14 protein-coding genes and 1 pseudogene are annotated in these 16,787 nt (G+C 71.3%); 12 read left to right on the plus strand and 3 right to left on the minus strand.

Annotated features, from left to right (window positions below; all coding sequences use genetic code 11):
* The first annotated feature begins 23 nt into the window (after positions 1–23).
* The 4 genes and pseudogenes from JKJ07_RS02810 (at position 24) to JKJ07_RS49530 (ending at position 3,829) form a co-directional block, all read left to right on the plus strand.
* Positions 24–1,070 (plus strand): hypothetical protein, encoded by a 1,047-nt coding sequence (locus tag JKJ07_RS02810; RefSeq protein ID WP_202989561.1) that lies wholly within the window; start codon positions 24–26, stop codon positions 1,068–1,070.
* Positions 1,019–1,756 (plus strand): annotated as a pseudogene (locus JKJ07_RS02815) (hypothetical protein); the annotation flags it as partial. The gene JKJ07_RS02810 and the pseudogene JKJ07_RS02815, both read left to right, overlap by 52 nt.
* Complete coding sequence (locus tag JKJ07_RS02820) at positions 1,753–2,637, plus strand: GlcNAc-transferase family protein (protein ID WP_202989563.1); 885 nt, start codon at positions 1,753–1,755, stop codon at positions 2,635–2,637. The pseudogene JKJ07_RS02815 and the gene JKJ07_RS02820, both read left to right, overlap by 4 nt.
* Positions 2,638–2,662: 25 nt before the next feature.
* Positions 2,663–3,829 (plus strand): AbfB domain-containing protein, encoded by a 1,167-nt coding sequence (locus JKJ07_RS49530; RefSeq protein ID WP_236028199.1) that lies wholly within the window; start codon positions 2,663–2,665, stop codon positions 3,827–3,829.
* Here the strand turns inward: JKJ07_RS49530 and JKJ07_RS02830 are convergent.
* Positions 3,795–4,265 (minus strand): TetR-like C-terminal domain-containing protein, encoded by a 471-nt coding sequence (locus tag JKJ07_RS02830; RefSeq protein WP_202989564.1) that lies wholly within the window; start codon positions 4,263–4,265, stop codon positions 3,795–3,797. The two genes, JKJ07_RS49530 and JKJ07_RS02830, sit on opposite strands and share 35 nt — an antisense overlap.
* A 77-nt stretch (positions 4,266–4,342) precedes the next feature.
* Here JKJ07_RS02830 and JKJ07_RS02835 point away from each other — a divergent pair, with 77 nt between their 5' ends.
* Together JKJ07_RS02835 and JKJ07_RS02840 are read left to right on the plus strand one after the other, a co-directional pair.
* On the plus strand, positions 4,343–4,711 hold the full coding sequence (locus tag JKJ07_RS02835; RefSeq protein WP_268919075.1) for a DoxX family protein: 369 nt from the start codon (positions 4,343–4,345) through the stop codon (positions 4,709–4,711).
* Positions 4,712–4,783: 72 nt separating this feature from the next.
* Complete coding sequence (locus JKJ07_RS02840; RefSeq protein ID WP_202989566.1) at positions 4,784–6,736, plus strand: alpha-1,4-glucan--maltose-1-phosphate maltosyltransferase; 1,953 nt, start codon at positions 4,784–4,786, stop codon at positions 6,734–6,736.
* Here the strand turns inward: JKJ07_RS02840 and JKJ07_RS02845 are convergent.
* Positions 6,733–8,181 (minus strand): hypothetical protein, encoded by a 1,449-nt coding sequence (locus JKJ07_RS02845; protein ID WP_202989567.1) that lies wholly within the window; start codon positions 8,179–8,181, stop codon positions 6,733–6,735. The two genes, JKJ07_RS02840 and JKJ07_RS02845, sit on opposite strands and share 4 nt — an antisense overlap.
* A 123-nt stretch (positions 8,182–8,304) precedes the next feature.
* Between JKJ07_RS02845 and JKJ07_RS02850 the strand changes: the two genes are divergently transcribed.
* The 5 genes from JKJ07_RS02850 (at position 8,305) to JKJ07_RS02870 (ending at position 13,984) form a co-directional block, all read left to right on the plus strand.
* Positions 8,305–9,294, plus strand: a complete 990-nt coding sequence (locus JKJ07_RS02850; protein ID WP_202989568.1) for a zinc-binding dehydrogenase — start codon at positions 8,305–8,307, stop codon at positions 9,292–9,294.
* A gap of 40 nt (positions 9,295–9,334) precedes the next feature.
* On the plus strand, positions 9,335–10,198 hold the full coding sequence (locus tag JKJ07_RS02855; RefSeq protein WP_202989569.1) for a transketolase: 864 nt from the start codon (positions 9,335–9,337) through the stop codon (positions 10,196–10,198).
* On the plus strand, positions 10,199–11,290 hold the full coding sequence (locus JKJ07_RS02860) for a transketolase family protein (protein ID WP_202989570.1): 1,092 nt from the start codon (positions 10,199–10,201) through the stop codon (positions 11,288–11,290).
* Entirely contained in the window at positions 11,287–12,393 is a 1,107-nt protein-coding gene (locus JKJ07_RS02865) for an NAD(P)H-binding protein (RefSeq protein WP_202989571.1), read from the plus strand. The genes JKJ07_RS02860 and JKJ07_RS02865 overlap by 4 nt, the downstream gene beginning before the upstream one ends.
* A gap of 142 nt (positions 12,394–12,535) precedes the next feature.
* Complete coding sequence (locus tag JKJ07_RS02870; RefSeq protein ID WP_202989572.1) at positions 12,536–13,984, plus strand: four-carbon acid sugar kinase family protein; 1,449 nt, start codon at positions 12,536–12,538, stop codon at positions 13,982–13,984.
* On the opposite strand, the gene JKJ07_RS02875 is transcribed toward JKJ07_RS02870, so the two are convergent.
* Entirely contained in the window at positions 13,959–14,534 is a 576-nt protein-coding gene (locus JKJ07_RS02875; RefSeq protein WP_202989573.1) for a hypothetical protein, read from the minus strand. The two genes, JKJ07_RS02870 and JKJ07_RS02875, sit on opposite strands and share 26 nt — an antisense overlap.
* Before the next feature lie 108 nt (positions 14,535–14,642).
* Here JKJ07_RS02875 and JKJ07_RS02880 point away from each other — a divergent pair, with 108 nt between their 5' ends.
* The gene (locus JKJ07_RS02880) at positions 14,643–16,787 is read left to right on the plus strand and encodes a LamG domain-containing protein (protein ID WP_202989574.1); all 2,145 of its coding nucleotides are present in this window, start codon (positions 14,643–14,645) and stop codon (positions 16,785–16,787) included.

Consider the following 16,787-nt stretch of genomic DNA (forward strand, 5'->3'; position numbering starts at 1 on the left):
AACGACCGTGGTCGAATGGCGCCATGGCTGAGTTCCGGACGGTGACCTACGGGGCGGAGTTCCATCGGCTGCTGCTGCGGCTGGCCGGGCACGCCCCCGACGCCGAGCTGGCCGCGGCCCGGCTGGCGCTGGCCGAGGGCCGGACCTCCGACGTCGCGCGGGCTGTGGGGGCCATCGCCGCGGCGGCCCGGCTGGCGCCCACCGACGAGGAGTTCGCGCTGCTGGCCGCGGCCGAGCCGGAGTCCGTGGCCGAGCTGTCGGGCACCCAGCCGGGTCAGTGGCCGCTGCCCGCGGTCGACTTCCAGCCGGCGCTGGCCGATCCCTCGGTGTTCGCCCCCGAGGCGCCGCCGCCGCTGCTCGACCTGACCGACGTGCCCTACTCGTTCGCCGCCTCGGTGACCGATGAGACGGATGCGAAGGCGATCGAGGCGATGGCCCGCATTCCCGGCGTACGGGCGTTGTGGCGGGCCTGGCGGCTCAGCGATCCCCGCGAGACGCCGGTCCGGGTGTTCGTGCTCGCCGCGGACGTGCCGGGCGCGGACCTGCCGGTGGTGGCGGCGCTGCTGCAGCGGGAGACGGGCGCGCCGGTCGAGGCGTACGCGCCGGGTGACGAGCTGCCCGCCTATCAGGTGCAGGCCCGGGGTGCGGCCGCTCTCTTGTGGACAGAACAGGAGCCGTACGGGATCGGCATTGCCCGGGTGTTCGACGGGGTCGATCCGGTGACCGGGCCGTGGTTCGCGCCGGACCATCCCCGGCTCGACGAGGCCGAACGGGAACGGGTCGCCCGCTATCTGGAGTCGGGCCGCCCGGTCCTGATGACGACGCAGCGGATGGCCGACGTGGTCGACCCGGCGCGCGGGGCGGTGGTGCCGATGTCGTACCGGACCGACGGCATCTGGGTGTGGACGGACACGGTCGCCTATTACGCGCGAACGCACAGTCTGGCCCCGGATGCCGAGTTGCTCGACCATGCGCGCGAGCGCCAGTTCCGCGCGCCGACGGTCGACGACGTCGCCGAGCACCGCACCCTCGCGGCCCTGTTCCGCCCGTCGACGGCGAGTGTGCGTTGAGCGTCTTTGTTCCGGCGCTGCCCGATCCGAATACGTTCGGCTCGGCCGTGCCGCCGCTGCTCGACCTGGCGGGCCGCGACCTCGGCGACGACGAGGACCGCGCCGCCGTGGCCGCCGTGAAGGCGCAACCCGGCTCAGTCGCGTTGTGGCGGTCGTGGCGCGTCGCCGAGCCGCCGCCGCAGCGGGTCTACGTGGTGGAGACAAGCGGTCCGGCGCCGGCCCTCGAGGCCCAGGTCTACGCACCCGGGCACAAGCTGTCCGCGGAGACCCGGGCGGCGCGCAATTCCGGCGCCCTGCTGTGGACCGCCCGGCCCGTACGCCCGATCCGCATCGCCCGGGTCTTCGACGACGGCGGCGGGTTCACCTCCGATCATCTCCGTCTCCGCGATTGTCAGCCGATCCTGGATTACCTGGACGGCGGCGCGCCCGTGCTGGGCACCGAGGGCCGGCTGCCCGACGTGGTCGAGCCGGGCCGCGGTGAGGTGGTGCCGATGAGCTATCGCACCGACGGGCAGTGGCTGTGGACCGACTCGGTGGCGTACTACCTGCGGGTGTACGGGCTGGCCCCGGAGACGGACCTGCTCGCGCACATTCGCGCATCCGGCGAGCGCCCGATTGTGGACGCCGTCGACGAGCATCGGGCGCTGGCCGCGCTGTTCCAGTCGCACGCCTTGGTGGCGCAGTGACCATCTTCGTGTCGGTGGCGTCCTATCGCGACCCCGAGCTGGTGCACACGGTGCGCGACTGCCTGGCCAAGGCGGCCCGCCCCGGCGACCTGCGGATCGTGGTGAACTGGCAGCACCGGGGCGACGAGGACGTGTCCGCGCTGACCGGCGACCCGCGGGTCGAGCTGCTCGAGTTCGACGCCGGGCAGAGCCGCGGCGCGTGCTGGGCGCGGGCCCAGGTGATGCGGCACTACGCCGGCGAGGACTGGTTCCTGCAGGTCGACAGCCACACGCGCTTCGCCCAAAACTGGGACGAACGGGTGCTCGCCCTGGCCGCGGCCACCGGTGCCGCCAAACCGATCATCACCTGCTATCCGCCCACGTACGAGCCGGCCCACGAGTTCGCGGGCACCGGCGTGCCCACCGAGACGATGGTGAGCGGCTGGTCGGGCGACGGGTTGCCGATCTTCGGCCAGCGCGAGCTCCCGGTCCTCGACGGCCGCCCCGCACCCGCGCGTTTCGTCGCCGGCGGCTTCCTGTTCGCCCCCGGCTCCCTGGTGCAAGAGGTCCCGTACGACCCCTATCTGTACTTTCACGGCGAGGAGCTGACGGTCTCGCTGCGCGCCTACACCTGGGGTTACGACCTGTTCCACCCGACCGAGGTGCTGGCCTGGCACTACTACATCCGCGAGGGCAGCCCCCGGCACTGGACCGATCACGCGACGGGCTGGCTCGCCCGCGACAAGGCCAGCCGCCGCCGGGTCAACACGCTGCTCCGCTACCCCAACTACGGCCGCTACGGTCTCGGCCGGACCCGCCCGATGGCGGACTACGCGGCCTGGGCCGGGTGCAACTTCCTCCGCCGTACGTGGACCGACTGGCGCGCGCCGGCCCCGGTATGACGTAGGTTGTCATCGGGAGGTATCGATGCGTGTTTCCACGTGGCGTGTCTCGTTCCTGGCCCTGATCCTCGTCCTGGCGACCGCGCCCGCCGCGCCGGCCCAGGCCGCAACCACGGGCGGCACCCGCATCCTGACCCTCGGCGACTCGATCACCGACGGCTTCAATGTGCCCGGCGGCTACCGGATCGCCCTCTGGCGCACGCTCACCGGCGCCGGTCACCGGGTCGACTTCACCGGCTCGCAGGCGAACGGCCCGGCCGACCTGCCCGACCGCGACCACGAGGGCCACTCGGGCTGGCGGATCGACCAGGTGCACGCCCAGGCCACCGGCTGGGTCACCGCCGCCGCCCCCCGCAGCGTGCTGCTGCACCTCGGCACGAACGACATCGTGCAGAACTACGACCTGCCCAACGCCCCCGCGCGCCTCGCCGCGCTGATCGACCGGATCCGCGCCGCCGCGCCCAACGCCGACGTCTTCGTGTCGTCGATCGTGCCGCTCAGCGACCCAGCCCGCGAGGCTGCCGCTACCGCCTACAACGCCGCCCTGCCCGGCATCGTGCGGGCCAAGGGGGCCAAGGTGCACTTCGTCGACCTGCACGCCGCGCTCACCACCGCGCAGCTGGCCGACGGCGTGCACCCGACCCGCGAGGGCTACGACCGGATGGCGGCCGGCTGGGCCTCGGCGCTCGCCTCTGTGCCCGGTGCCGCCGGGGACGACGGCGCGACGACCACCATCCCGACCGGCCTGCGCTCGCTACGCGTCACCACGACCGGCTACACCGACCGCTACGTGCGCCACCAGAACGGCCTGGGCTACACCGCGCACGTCGACGCCGGCAGCGCCGCGCTGCTCAAGCAGGACGCCACCTGGCAGGTCGTCCCGGGCCTGGCCGGCGGCTGCTACAGCCTGCAGGCGCGCAACTATCCCGGCTACTACCTGCGACACCAGAATTCCCGCGTACGCATCTCGCCCGACGACGGCACCACCCTGATGCGCGCCGACGCCACGTGGTGCCCGCGCACCGCCCCCGGCGGCGTACGCCTGACGTCGTGGAACTTCCCCGGCTCGTATCTGCGCCACTACGCGAGCGAGCTGTGGCTGGCCATGCCGGGCGGCCCCAACCCGTGGGACAACGTCACCAGCCTGGCCCCCGACGTCACGTGGTCGTTCGACGCCCCGTGGAGTCCGTGACGGCCAGGAACGGGTCCACCGCGAACCGGAGCGCCTCGGGGAAGAGCCCGGCCGGCGGGATGTGCTCGTTGAGTTCCAGGCTCACCATGCCGTGCACGACCGACCACAGGTGCAGGGCGACACGCTCGGCGCCGGGCTCGTCGCGGAACACCCCGGCCGTCCGGCACCTCGTCACCGCCTCGGTCAGCCGCCCGTACGTCGCGTCCGCGGCCTCCCGGGGCTGGTCCTCGGCCGGTGTTCGCCCGAACATCAGGCCGTACAGATGCGGGCTGGCCAACGCGGCCTCCCGGTAGGCGAGCCCCAGCGCGATCAGGTCGGCCAGGGGGTCGTCAGTGGGCCGGACCGCCGCCAGCTTCGCGTCGAGCCGGCGGAACCCTTCCTCGTGCATGGCGTTGAGCAGGCCGCGCTTGTCACCGAAGAGCGTGTAGACCGGCATCGTCGAGACGCCGCAGGCCGTGGCCAGCCTGCGCAGCGACAGCCCGGCCGGCCCGAACGCGGCCCTGGCCGGTCGCGCTGCGGGGCGGGCTGGCCGCCATGTTCCTGATGACCGGGGTGGCGCACTTCGTCGGATTACGCGCCGAGATGGTCAGCATGGTCCCGCCCGGCCTGCCCGCCCCCGAGCTGCTGGTCACCGTGACCGGCGTGCTCGAGCTGGCGGGCGCCGCGGGGCTGCTGTTCCGGCGTACGGCCCCGCTGGCCGCCACCTGCCTGGGGCTGCTGCTGGTGGCCATGTTCCCGGCGAACGTGCACGCGGCCCGCGCGGGAATCACCACCGCACCCGGCGACGCCCTGCTGCCCCGCACGCTGATGCAGGTGGTCTTCGTCGCCGCGTGCGCCGCGATCCCGGTCCGCTACTGGCGGCGGCCGGGATCGAATGAATAATGGACCAACTCGCGCATACGCGGCGCGGCCGCAGGGCACCCTCCAAGGGAGACACCACTCGGGAGGGTTGTCATGGCGCAGCGGATCGGACGGATCGCGGTGACCGGCGTCGGGCCGGTCGTCGAGCACGGCGACCGACCGGCGAAGTCGGTCACCGGCGAGGAGTTCGAGGTCACCGCGACCGTGTTCCGCGAGGGGCACGAGGCGGTGAACGCCACCGTCGTGCTCACCGATCCCACCGGGCAGGAGCATCCCGTACGGATGACGCGGGTCAACGCCGGTCTCGACCTCTGGTCGGCGACCGTGAGCGCCGACCGGCCGGGCACCTGGTCCTATCGCGTGGAGGGCTGGACCGACCCGTACGGCACCTGGCACCACGACGCGGTGATCAAGGTCGGGGCCGGGGTCGACGTGGAGCTGATGCTCGAGGAGGGCGCCCGCGTTCTCGAACGGGCCGGCGCCGAGCGACTGGCCGAAGCGATCACGGCGCTGCGGGACACCAAGCAGATGCCCGAGGCGCGGCTCGCCGCCGGTCTCTCGGCCGAGGTGCGGGCCGAACTCGAGGCGCGCCCGCTGCGCGACCACGTCACCGCCTCCCGCGAGCACCCGTGGCTGGTCGAGCGGGAGCGGGCCCTCTACGGCGCGTGGTACGAGATGTTCCCGCGTTCCGAGGGCGCCTACTTCGACGAGGGCAGCGGGCGCTGGGTGAGCGGCACGCTCCGGACCGCCGCGGCTCGCCTGGACGCAGTGGCGGGCATGGGCTTCGACGTGGTCTACCTGACCCCGATCCACCCGATCGGCCGGGTCAACCGCAAGGGCCGCAACAACTCGCTCGACTCCGAGCCGTCCGACCCCGGTTCCCCGTACGCGATCGGCTCCTCCGACGGCGGGCACGACGCCCTCCATCCCGATCTCGGCACCTTCGACGACTTCGGCGCCTTCGTGGCCCGCGCCCGCGAGCTGGGCCTGGAGGTGGCGCTCGACCTCGCGCTCAACTGCGCGCCCGACCATCCGTGGGTCGCCGAGCATCCGGAGTGGTTCACAACGCGGGCCGACGGTTCGATCGCGTACGCCGAGAATCCGCCCAAGAAGTATCAGGACATCTATCCGCTCAACTTCGACAACGACCCCGAGGGCCTGTACGCCGAGGTGCTGCGCGTCGTGCGGCTGTGGCTCGGGCACGGGGTCACGATCTTCCGGGTCGACAACCCGCACACGAAGCCACTGTGGGTGTGGGAACGGCTGATCGCCGACGTGGCCGTCGACCGGCCGGACACCGTCTGGCTGTCCGAGGCGTTCACGCGGCCGCCGATGATGCACACGCTGGCCCAGGTCGGCTTCCAGCAGTCGTACACGTATTACGCCTGGCGGCACGGGCGTGACGAGCTGCAGGAATACCTGACCGAGCTGTCCGGCCCGGCCGCGGCCTACATGCGACCGAACTTCTGGCCCACCACGCACGACATCCTGACGCCGTTCATGCAGCGGGGCGGGCCGGCGACGTGGAAGATGCGGGCGGCGCTGGCCGCGACCCTGTCCCCCAGCTACGGCATCTACGCCGGCTACGAGCTGATGGAACGGGTGGCCCGGCCCGGCGCCGAGGAGCAGATCGACAACGAGAAGTACGAGTACAAGGACAGGCGGTGGGCCGAGCACGACGCCGCCGGCTCGACCCTGGCCCCTTACCTGAGCCGGGTGAACGAGATCCGTCGCGCCCACCCGGCCCTGCATCGCCTGCGCAACCTGCGCTTCCACCACGCCGACGACGATCACATCCTGGTGTTCTCCAAGGCCCGGCAGGTCTACGACCGCGACGACGTCATCGTGGTCGTGGCCAACCTGGAACCGGAGCACACCCGCGAGTCCTTCGTCCACCTGACCATGCCCGACCTGGGGCTGGGCTGGGACGACAGCTTCATCGCGCACGACCTGATCACCGGCGAGCACTGGAACTGGTCACAACACAACTTCGTCCGCCTCGGACCGGACACCGAGCCCGTCCACATCATCCGGGTGCGCCGTTAGGAAGTCTTGTACGCGGCGATGTCCGCCTTGTACTTGGCCGGCGCGTTGGGTCCGATCGGCGTCACCGACAGCGCCGAGCGGATGTACGGGCCGGGCTCGTCGAAGTACGACTCGAAGGCCAGGTTCGAGGCGTTGTTCTTGAAGTAGGTCAGGTAGTCGTGGACGTATTGCGGGTTGTCGCCGCCGGCGTGACCCGCCCACTGGCAGTCCGGGGCGACGTTGCAGCCCAGGCCCCACTCCGGTACGGCCCACTTCTTGCCGTTGGCCGCCGCGTAGTCGCGGGTGTCGTTGAGCCGGGCCAGGTGCTCGGCGGTGCCGGCCGTGCCGATGTCCGGGTTCCACGAGTCGTACGTGTCGATGGCGTAGACGCTGATGTACTGCTTGACCGCCTGGAACACCGTACGGGCGCAGTTGGTGCAGGTCTGGTCGCCGCCGTAGTTCGGGTTCCAGACGATCCGCAGGTTCGGCTGCGCCGCCTTGATCCACTGGGCGGCCTGCAGGAAGGACGCCTGCCACTGGGCCTTGTTGTTCGGGATCAGGTTGCCGTCGTAGTCGTACTTGGTGCCGTCCCCGATCATCCAGTACGAGCTGGGCAGGTTCATCTCCCAGCCGAGCCGGACGTAGGCGTTGGCGTCCTTGGCCGCGATGACGTTGGCCAGGTTCTGCCACTGGGCCTGGGTGCCGGTGTTGCCGACGCTGTTGCTGCCCGGCCACAGCGGCACGGTCATGACCAGGTCGTCGCGGGTGGCGTTGAACCCGGTCGGCAGGCCGTTGGCGATCCAGGCCGGGTCGGAGACCGTGCTCCAGTTGTCCCGCGGCGGGAAGAGCACGACGTTGTCGACCGCCGCGCCCCGGTACGCCGCGAACTGGTCGGCCCGGGCCCGGCTCTGCTCCTGCGGGCCGACGCCCGAGCTCCAGGGCAGCCCGCTGGCCCGCCCGCTCGCCGGCGGCGGCGTGGTGGTGCCGGTCGTGACCACGGCCTTGTCGAAGGTGATCGCGTTGCCGCCGGTCGACGCCGGGTTACGCCGGCTGGTCATGGTCAGCTTGAGCGTGTGGGCCGCATCGGTCAGGGTCGGCGACGTGTAGACCGGCACGGTGGTCGCGGTGACCGCCGAGGCGTAGAAGTCGACGTCGACGGCCGCGCCGCCGTCGATCGACACCGTGGCGATGTTGTCCCACGGCTCCTTCATGCCATAGAGGGTGACCTGGCTGCCGGTGAAGCTGACGGTCGCCGCCGAGCCGGCCGTCGAGGTCCAGCGGAAGCTGTTGTCGGCCGCCTTGCCGCAGTTGCCCGAGCACGCGGCCCAGGTGCCCGACCAGGTCACGGCGGAGCTGGTGTCCTCGACCGTGGTGGTGGCGGCGGATGCGCTCGGCGCGGCGACCAGCACTCCCCCGGCCCCGGCGGCCAGCGCGCTCACCGCGACCAGGCATGTACGCAACTTCATGTTCGATGCCTCCCGCTCGTATCGATTGAGGGCTATCTACCTATAGGGCAGTAGGATGGTATGCCACATGCTGTATGTCAACATCGTGTCCCATCGATTTCCGGATTGGTACGGTGGCATGCCATGGAGAGACTTTCGCGCCGCGTCGTGACCCTCGCCCCCGGCCGCATGGAGCTGCGCACCGGGCCGATCCCGGTGCCACCGCCGGGCCACGCCCTGCTTCGCGTCGAGGCCGTCGGCCTGTGCGGCTCCGACTATCACATCTTTGACGGCACCCACCCGTACGCCGTGTTTCCGCAGGTGCAGGGGCACGAGTTCGTCGGCCTGGTGGACGGCGAGCGCATGGTCGTCGACCCGCTGCGGGGCTGCGGCAAATGCTTTCCCTGTACGCGGGGACGCCCCAACTGCTGCGTCGACGTGACGGTGCTGGGGGTGCAGGCGCCGGGCGGGCTGGCCGATCACGTCGTGGTGCCTTCCGGTCAGCTCGTGTCCGCGCGCGGCCTGCCGGCCCACCTCGCTGTGCTGGCCGAGCCGCTTGCCATCGGGCTGCACGCGGTCAACCGGGGCGCGGTGGCGTCCGGCGACGACGTGGTGGTGATCGGAGCCGGGCCGATCGGGCTTGCCGCCGCCCTCGCCGCCGCCGACCGGGGCGCACGGGTACTGGTCGCTGACCGGGTGGCGTCGCGGCTCGAGAAAGCCGTCGCAGTCTGCTTGGTTGACACTACGACCGAAGATTTGGCCACGGCGGTTGCGGAGTTCACGGGTGGCGCGGGCCCGGCAGTCGTCGTGGAGGCGACCGGCGTACCGGCTCTGGTGCGGCTGGCCGTCGACATGGTCGCGCACTCCGGCACGGTCGTGGTCGTCGGCATCTCCACCGACGACGTCGGGCTCAAGGTCAGCGATCTCAGCCGCAAGGAGCTCACCATCGTCGGCTCGCGCAACAGCGCCGGCGAGTTCCCGGCCGCGGTCGACCTGATCGCCCGGCGGCCCGAGGTCGTGGCGGGCTGGGTCACGCACACGTTCGGGCTCGGCGAGGTGCCGCAGGCGATCGCCTTCGCGTCGGCGAACCCGCACCTCGTCGAGAAGGTGGTCATCTCTTGTCTCGCTGACTGATGGAATGCCACTATACCAATCCAGTGGAGGAGATGACTGGATGACTGAACTGCTCACCGCCGAAGCCCTGCTGCAGGACCGCAGCATCGCGATGCGCCTGGCCAATCTGCGGCTCGTCGAGGTGGCCGGGTCGGGCCACTACGGACCCTGTTTCTCCTGCATGGAGATCCTCGTGTCGCTGTATTACCGGTTCCTGCGGGTCCGGCCCGACGAGCCGGACTGGGCCGGGCGCGACCGCTTCGTGCTCGGCAAGGGGCACGCCTGCTCGGCGCTCTACCCGATCCTGGCCGACCTCGGGTTCTTCCCGGACAGCCTGCTCGACACGTTCACCCGGCTCGGCAGCCGGCTCGGCGACCACCCCGACATGCGCAAGATCCCCGGCATCGACTTCTCGTCGGGCTCGCTCGGCCACGGGCTGTCCATCGGCACCGGCATGGCCGACGGCGTACGGCTGGCCGGCCTCGACAGCCGTGTCGTCGTGCTGATGGGCGACGGCGAGCTCAACGAGGGCCAGGTGTGGGAGGCGGCCGGCTACGCGAGCCACCGCGGCCTGTCCAACCTGCTGGCGATCGTCGACGCCAACCGGGTCAGCGTCGACGGCACCACCGCCGAGCTGCTCAGCTACGAGCCCATCGACCAGCGGTTCGCGGCGTTCGGCTGGCACGCCGAGCGGGTCGACGGTCACTCCCACCACGACCTGCTGGCCGCGTACGAGGCCTTCGACGCGCGCCGGGCCGCCGACCCGGACGGCCCGCCCACCGTGCTCGTGGCCGACACCGTGGCCGGCAAGGGCGTCGACTTCATCGAGGGCATGGCCGAGTGGCACGTCGGCTATCTCGGCGGCACCGACCGCGAGCGGGCCGTGGCCTCGATCCGCCGCATGTTCTCTTCCGAGGAGCAGTAGATGCGCACCGCCATGACCTTCTCCCCCGACGGCCGCCGCAACGCCGCCGACCTGCACGACAGCTCCTCGTTCGACCACGTCGGCCGCGACGCCGGGGCCGATTTCGCCGCCGGGCGGGTGCTGGCCGACCTGGCCGACGCCGACCCGCGCATCGTGGTCGGCTGCGCCGATCTGACGTACGTGACCAGGCTGTCCACCTTCGGCGCGCGGCACCCCCGCCGGTTCCTCTACTACGGCATCTCCGAGCGCAACATGATCGGCGCCGCGGCCGGCCTGGCCACGACCGGCCACATCCCGTACGTCTGCACGTTCGCCTGCTTCTCGGCGATCCTGGCCTACGAGAACATCCGCACCGATCTCGCGTATCCGCAGGTCCCCGTGCGGATTCTGGCCACCCACGCGGGCATCTCGATGGGCTTCTTCGGCACCTCGCACCACGCCACCGAGGACATCGCGGCGCTGCGGGCGGTGGCCGGCCTGACCGTGCTGTCCCCGTGCGACCCGGTCGCCACCGAGGCGATGCTGCGAGCCACGGTCGGCCACGACGGCCCCATCTACTTCCGGATCGGCCGCGGCCGCGAGAAGGCCGTCTACACCGACCCCACCCAGCTGCGCCTGGACCGCCCGACCACGCTCACCCAGGGCGGCGACGTCCTCCTGCTGGCCACCGGTGTCATGGTCCAGGAGGCCCTGGCCGCCGCTGCCACCCTGGCCACCGACGGCATCGGCGCCACAGTCGTCGACGTCCACACCCTCAAACCCTTCCCCCGTACGGTCATCGCCGAGCTCGCGGCCGCCCACAGCAGCGTCGTCACCGTCGAGGAGCACACAATCGAGGGCGGCCTGGGCACGCTCACGGTCGAGGCACTGGCCGCCGCCGGGGTCGGCACGCCGGTGCACAAACACGGCCTGCGCGACGAGTTCGCCATCATCGGCCCGCCGACCCACCTCTACCAGTACTACGGCCTCGACCCGCACGGCATCGCCACCGTCGTACGGCGGATGCACGAGCACCGCGCCCGCACTCCCCTGGTGTCCGAGCCGTTGTGGACCCCCGACGACCGCGCCGCCGTGCTGGCCGCCCGCTCATGAAGGTCCTCATACTCGGCGGCACCGGCCTGATCAGCACCGCCATCACCCGCGACCTCCTGGCCCGCGGCGACGAGGTAACCCTGCTCCACCGCAACCCCGGCAGCCCAACCCACCCTGTTCCGCCCGACAACGGCGCGCCTATCCCCGTCCCGCCTGACCGCGGCGCGGCCCTCCCTCCCCCGCACAACCGCGACGCGGCCTCTCCTGCCCCGCACAACCGCGACGCGGCCTCTGCTGCCCCGCACAACGGCGACGTGACCCTCCCTGCCCCGGATGATGACGGCACGCCACTCTCTGGCTCAGGCGGCCCCGGCTCGGCCCGCTCGGTCCGGGGCGACCGGGGCCATCCCGAGGCGCTGCGGGCGGCATGGGGCGACGGGCACGACGCGGTGATCGACATGCTCTGCTTCACCCCGGCCGACGTGAACGTCGCGCTGACCGCCTTCGGCGACCGGGTGCCGCACTACATCATGTGCAGCACGGTCGACGTCTACACCAAGCCGGCCCGCTACCTGCCGGTCGACGAGCACCACGAGCGAAACCCCGACAAACGTTTCCCGTACGCCCGTGACAAGCAGCTCGCGGAGCAACGCCTGCTCGATTCCGGCGTCCCGCTGACGATCCTGCGCCCGGCCGCCACCTATCTCGACACGGCAGTCCCCTCGTACGGCTCGTTCGACCTCGCCGTCGAGCGGCTACGCGCGGGCCTGCCGGTCATCCTGCACGGCAACAACTTCTGGGCCACCTGCCACCGCGACGACGTGGCCCGGGCCTTCGTGTCCGCCACCGCCGTGCCCCCGGCCGGGCGGGCCTACAACGTGACCGGCCACGAGCGCCTGACGTTCGAGCAGTACTGGCGTGCGGTCGCCGACGCCCTCGACGTCAAGCCGAATTTCATCCGAGTCCCGCCCGCCCGGATCGGTGGCTGGTGCGAACTCAACTTCCAGTTCGACAACGTCTTCGACTGCTCGGCCGCCGCCCACGACCTCGGCTTCGCCAGCACTGTGCCCTGGGCCGAAGGCATCACCCACGCCCTCCGCCACCGCCCAATGTCACCCGTGACCCAACAGGAACGAGACGCCTACGAGGAACTACTGAATTGACAGCTACCACGCCCAAACCCGAGCCGAACTGACATGACAGATGCCACCCATACAGACCGAGGCGAACTGACATGACAGATGCCACCCACCAGCGGGACGACTGAAATGTCAGATACCAGGCATGGAGACGAAGCGAGCTGACATGACAGTTCTCGTGCTCGACGATGATCCGACCGGCACGCAATGCGCTTCGGACGTTTCGGTGTTGCTGCGGCCGTATGAGACCGGGCCGTGGACGACGGGGTATGTGCTCACCAATACGCGCGCGCTGGATGCTGACGATGCGGCGGCGCTTGTCACCAGCGTCAAGGAGCGGGCCGGGCCTGGCACCGAGCTGGTGCTGCGCGGCGATTCAACGCTGCGCGGGCACGTGTTCGCCGAGATGAACGCGCTCGGCCTCGAGAACGGGGTCGGCCTGATCGTGCCCGCGTTCCCGGCGGCGGGCCGGATCACCGTCGGCGGCGTCCACTTCGTCGACACCGGCGACAAGGGCAACGGCGGCAACGGCGGCGGCAACGGCAGCAGCAGCGGCGGCAACGGCGGCGGCAACGGCAGCAGCAGCGGCGGCGGCAGCAGCAGCGGCAGCGGCAACGGCGGCGGCAGCAGCAGCGGCAGCAGCAACGGCGGCAGCAGCAGCAGCGGCAGCAGCAACGGCGGCAGCAGCAGCAGCGGCAGCAGCAGCAGCGGCAACGGCGGCGGCAACGGCGGCGGCACCCGGATCAACGTGGCGGACACCGAGTTCGCACGCGACCCTGTGTTCGGCTTCACGGCCCGCACCATGCGCGACTGGGTGACCGAGCTCGGCGGCCCCCGCCCGTATGCGTCGGTTGGCCCCTCTGGGGTACGCGAGGCTCTCCTACGCCTCCCGAACGGCGGGGTGGTCGTCCCCGACGTGACCGACGACGCCGACCTGATCCCGATCCTGGCCGGCCTGACCGCGGCCCGCCAAGCCGGACGCCACGTAGTTGTCCGCTGCGCGGCACCGCTCGCAGCCCTGCTCGCCGGCGTCACCGGCCGTCTGGTCCCGGCCCCGAAACCCGCCCGCCCCGGACTGCTGATCGTCTGCGGCTCGCACACCGCCGCCGCCACCGCTCAGCTCGCCGCACTGGCCGCCCACACGCCACCACACTTGGTCGTGCCGACCGACGCCCCCGGAACGTCCGCGGCCACGCGAGCACGAGCCACCAGAACGAGCACCGACGCGCTTGTTGAGGTTGCGCGGAGGCAGCTGCGGGAAGCGGGCGTTGCCGTGGTTACTACCGAGCGGGTTCGGCGGGCGGAGCACGGGACGTTGGCCGACGGCGCGCGGGTCATGGCCGCGCTTACCGGCGTCGTTGCGCGACTGGCCCCGTACGTGGGAATGGTTGTCACCAAGGGCGGCATCACCTCGGCCGAGGTTGCCACGAGTGGGCTCGGCGCCAGCGTCGCCACCGTGCGGGGGCAGGTCGAGACCGGGGTGCCGCTGTGGGACGTGGGTGGGGTGCCGGTCGCCGTCGTGCCCGGGAACATCGGTGACGCCGGCACGCTCGTCCGGATGATGCGCTACTTCACCGGGGGCAGAGGGCCTACGTCGACCTTGCCTCCCATGTGAAGGCGATCGTTGCGGACTTGGAGGTCATGATGTTGTCGTCCTGGAGCTGCCAGTTGAACTGGTAGCTGCGGGTCGCGCTGGTGGTGGCGATCCAGCGGCTGACGCCGGTCGCGTAGCTGTTGGATGCGGCCGAGAACGCGGCGACGGTGTAGGCGGTGGCGTTGAGGTCGTTGGGGTTGTAGAGGGTGGCGGTGCTGGTGAAACCGGCGCAGGATCCGGTGCTCTCCTTGATCTGCAGGGTCAGGTAGGAACCCAGGCTGCCGCTCAGCCCGCTGGCCGGCAGGTAGAGACGGACTTCCGCCGGCAATGACCCGGTGTAGGTGGTCGTCAGGCAGCTGGTGCCGTAGCTGCCCGGGATCGGGCCGGAAACGTTGATCACCGGGCTGGTGGACGAGTTGCTGAGCGTGACGGAGCCGGTGGTCAGGGCGTTGGCGCCGTTCGTCGCCTTGCCGCTGAAGGAGGCGTCCGCGTATCTCCACAGCATTGCCGTGCCGCCCACCGCGAGGAGGGCGACCGCGATGCTCAGCCGGCGGCCGAAGGAGCGCTTCATAACCTTCCGATCGGCATCGAAACGGCGGCCCTGAGCCCGCCCTGCCGCTATCCGGTCTTTGAGGCGTTATCGGCGCGTTTACGGGTGGATTGCCGCAATATGGCAAGCATGCGCAAACCGCTGCGCCGCCGTTCGGCGCTGGCCGGGTTCGCCGCGCTGGTGCTGCTGGTGAGCACATTCCTGCTGCCGGAAGCGTACGCGGTGTTCAGCGGCACGGTGAAGAACACCAGCACGGTGACCGCGGCGGCGGCTTTCCCCACGACCCGGCAGCTGACCGACACCGACGCGGCGACCATCGCGCATCGGCTGGACGAGGCCCCGTCGGCCGCGTTGACCCCGACGCTGGCGGACTCGGCCGGCACGTCCGAGCCCGGGACGGCGTACGGGCCGACCAACGGTCCCGCGCTCCGGTGGGATCTCGACGAGGCCGCGGGCGCCACCGTCACGGACCGTTCCGGTTCGGCGAATCCCGGCGCGCTGGGTTCGGGCGCGTCGTGGACGACCGCGTCGCGGGAGCGCACCGGGGCGCTGCTGCTGGACGGATCCGCCGACGGCTACGTCGCCGGCGCGGGTCCCGCGGTCGACACCACCAAGGCGTTCACGATCTCCGCGTGGGTCTACTTGACCGGCTCGACGGTGCCGTCGTCGAACGCCTGGGTCGGCAGCCAGGGAGGTTCCCAGGCGTCGGCCTTCGGCCTGGGGCTCAGCTCGGGCAGCTGGGCCTTCGCGATGTCGGCCGCGGACGCCGCCGCCCCGGCCTTCGACAGCGCGGTGTCCCCGGCCGCCGCGGTCACGCAGACGTGGACCCAGCTGGCCGCGGTGTTCGACCCGAGCCAGGCCGGGGCGCAGCTGCGGCTGTACGTCAACGGGGCGCTCGCGGCGACCGCGGCGCACACCAGCACCTGGTCGGCCGGTGGGGCGTTCCAACTCGGCCGGCTGCTCGCCGGTGGCGGCTGGCGGGAGCCCTGGCCCGGCCGGATCGAGTCGGTGCTGGCCTACCGCCGCGCCCTGCCCGCCGCGGAAGTGGCCGGTCTCTACACCGACAACCCGACCGGCGTGTTTCACCTGCAGGAGAACAGCGGCACGACGAGCCGCGACGGCAGCGGCAACGGCAACACCCTGACGCTGTCGGCCGCGGCGACCTGGACCGCGCTCGGACACAACGGGCCCGCGCTGTCGTTCGACGGCACGGCCAACTCCTTCGCCTCCGGCGCGACGACGGCCGTCGACACCACGGCCAGCTTCAGCGTCATGGCCTGGGTCTTTCCGACCAGCACGAGCGGCTCCGGCAGCAGGACGGCGGTGAGCCAGGACGGCAACCAGCTCAGCGGCTTCTTCCTGCAGACCAAGAACAACCGCTGGGCCTTCGCGATGCCGGGCTACGACATCGCCGGCACCGGCACCGATGCGATCGTGGCGCCCGGAACCGCGACGCCCTATGCCTGGACTCATCTCGCCGGTGTCTTCGACAGCTCGGCCGGCACACTGACCCTCTACGTCAACGGTGTCAGCCAGGGCAGCGTCTCGCACACGTTGACCCCCAACCAGACCGGGCGGCTACGCATCGGGCGGGCCCAGTACAACGCCGTTCCCGCCGACTTCTTCATCGGGCGCGTCGACGAGGTGCGGATCCACCGGCGGGTGCTGTCCGCGACCGAGGTCGCCAACGCGATGGGACCCGCGCCGCTCAGCGCCGGGATGCCCGGTGCGCTGCAGGGCCCGCAGCAGGGCCTGACCGCCACCACCGCGATGGCGTTCAACGGGACGACCACCATCGCCAACAGTGTCGCGGTGACCAACCCCGGGCCGTTCACGGTCGAGTGCTGGTTCAAGACGACGTCGACGCTGGGCGGCGGCATCATCGCGTTCCAGACGTCGCCGTCGCAGACCCTGCCCTCGACGGCCGGCGAGAACTTCGACCGTGTCCTGTACATGGACGCCCAGGGCAAGCTGCGGTTCTTCGCCTATCCGAGCGGCACCACCAGAACCATCACCTCCACGGCCGCGTACAACGACGGGGCCTGGCACCACCTCATCGCCGAGATCGGCCCGGTCGGCATGCGCGTCTACGTCGACGCCGCGCAGGCGGTCACCGACGCGACCATCACGACCGCGCAGAACTTCACCGGCTACTGGCGCTGGGGCGGCTCCTCCCTCGGCGGCTATTTCACCGGCAGCATCGACGAGATCGCCGTCTATCCCACGGAACTGCTGGCCCAGCCGATCTCGTGGCACTACCACGCGAACCACTGA

This window comes from Paractinoplanes lichenicola (assembly GCF_016785085.1).
Taxonomy (GTDB): Bacteria; Actinomycetota; Actinomycetes; order Mycobacteriales; family Micromonosporaceae; genus Actinoplanes; species Actinoplanes lichenicola.

Coding starts and splice junctions, on each gene's coding strand:
- JKJ07_RS02810 (WP_202989561.1), top strand. CDS start 24: ATGGCTGAGTTCCGGACGGTGACCTACGGGGCGGAGTTCCATCGGCTG.
- JKJ07_RS49530 (WP_236028199.1), top strand. CDS start 2,663: ATGCGTGTTTCCACGTGGCGTGTCTCGTTCCTGGCCCTGATCCTCGTC.
- JKJ07_RS02830 (WP_202989564.1), bottom strand. CDS start 4,265: ATGCCGGTCTACACGCTCTTCGGTGACAAGCGCGGCCTGCTCAACGCC.
- JKJ07_RS02840 (WP_202989566.1), top strand. CDS start 4,784: ATGGCGCAGCGGATCGGACGGATCGCGGTGACCGGCGTCGGGCCGGTC.
- JKJ07_RS02845 (WP_202989567.1), bottom strand. CDS start 8,181: ATGAAGTTGCGTACATGCCTGGTCGCGGTGAGCGCGCTGGCCGCCGGG.
- JKJ07_RS02850 (WP_202989568.1), top strand. CDS start 8,305: ATGGAGAGACTTTCGCGCCGCGTCGTGACCCTCGCCCCCGGCCGCATG.
- JKJ07_RS02855 (WP_202989569.1), top strand. CDS start 9,335: ATGACTGAACTGCTCACCGCCGAAGCCCTGCTGCAGGACCGCAGCATC.
- JKJ07_RS02860 (WP_202989570.1), top strand. CDS start 10,199: ATGCGCACCGCCATGACCTTCTCCCCCGACGGCCGCCGCAACGCCGCC.
- JKJ07_RS02865 (WP_202989571.1), top strand. CDS start 11,287: ATGAAGGTCCTCATACTCGGCGGCACCGGCCTGATCAGCACCGCCATC.
- JKJ07_RS02870 (WP_202989572.1), top strand. CDS start 12,536: ATGACAGTTCTCGTGCTCGACGATGATCCGACCGGCACGCAATGCGCT.
- JKJ07_RS02875 (WP_202989573.1), bottom strand. CDS start 14,534: ATGAAGCGCTCCTTCGGCCGCCGGCTGAGCATCGCGGTCGCCCTCCTC.
- JKJ07_RS02880 (WP_202989574.1), top strand. CDS start 14,643: ATGCGCAAACCGCTGCGCCGCCGTTCGGCGCTGGCCGGGTTCGCCGCG.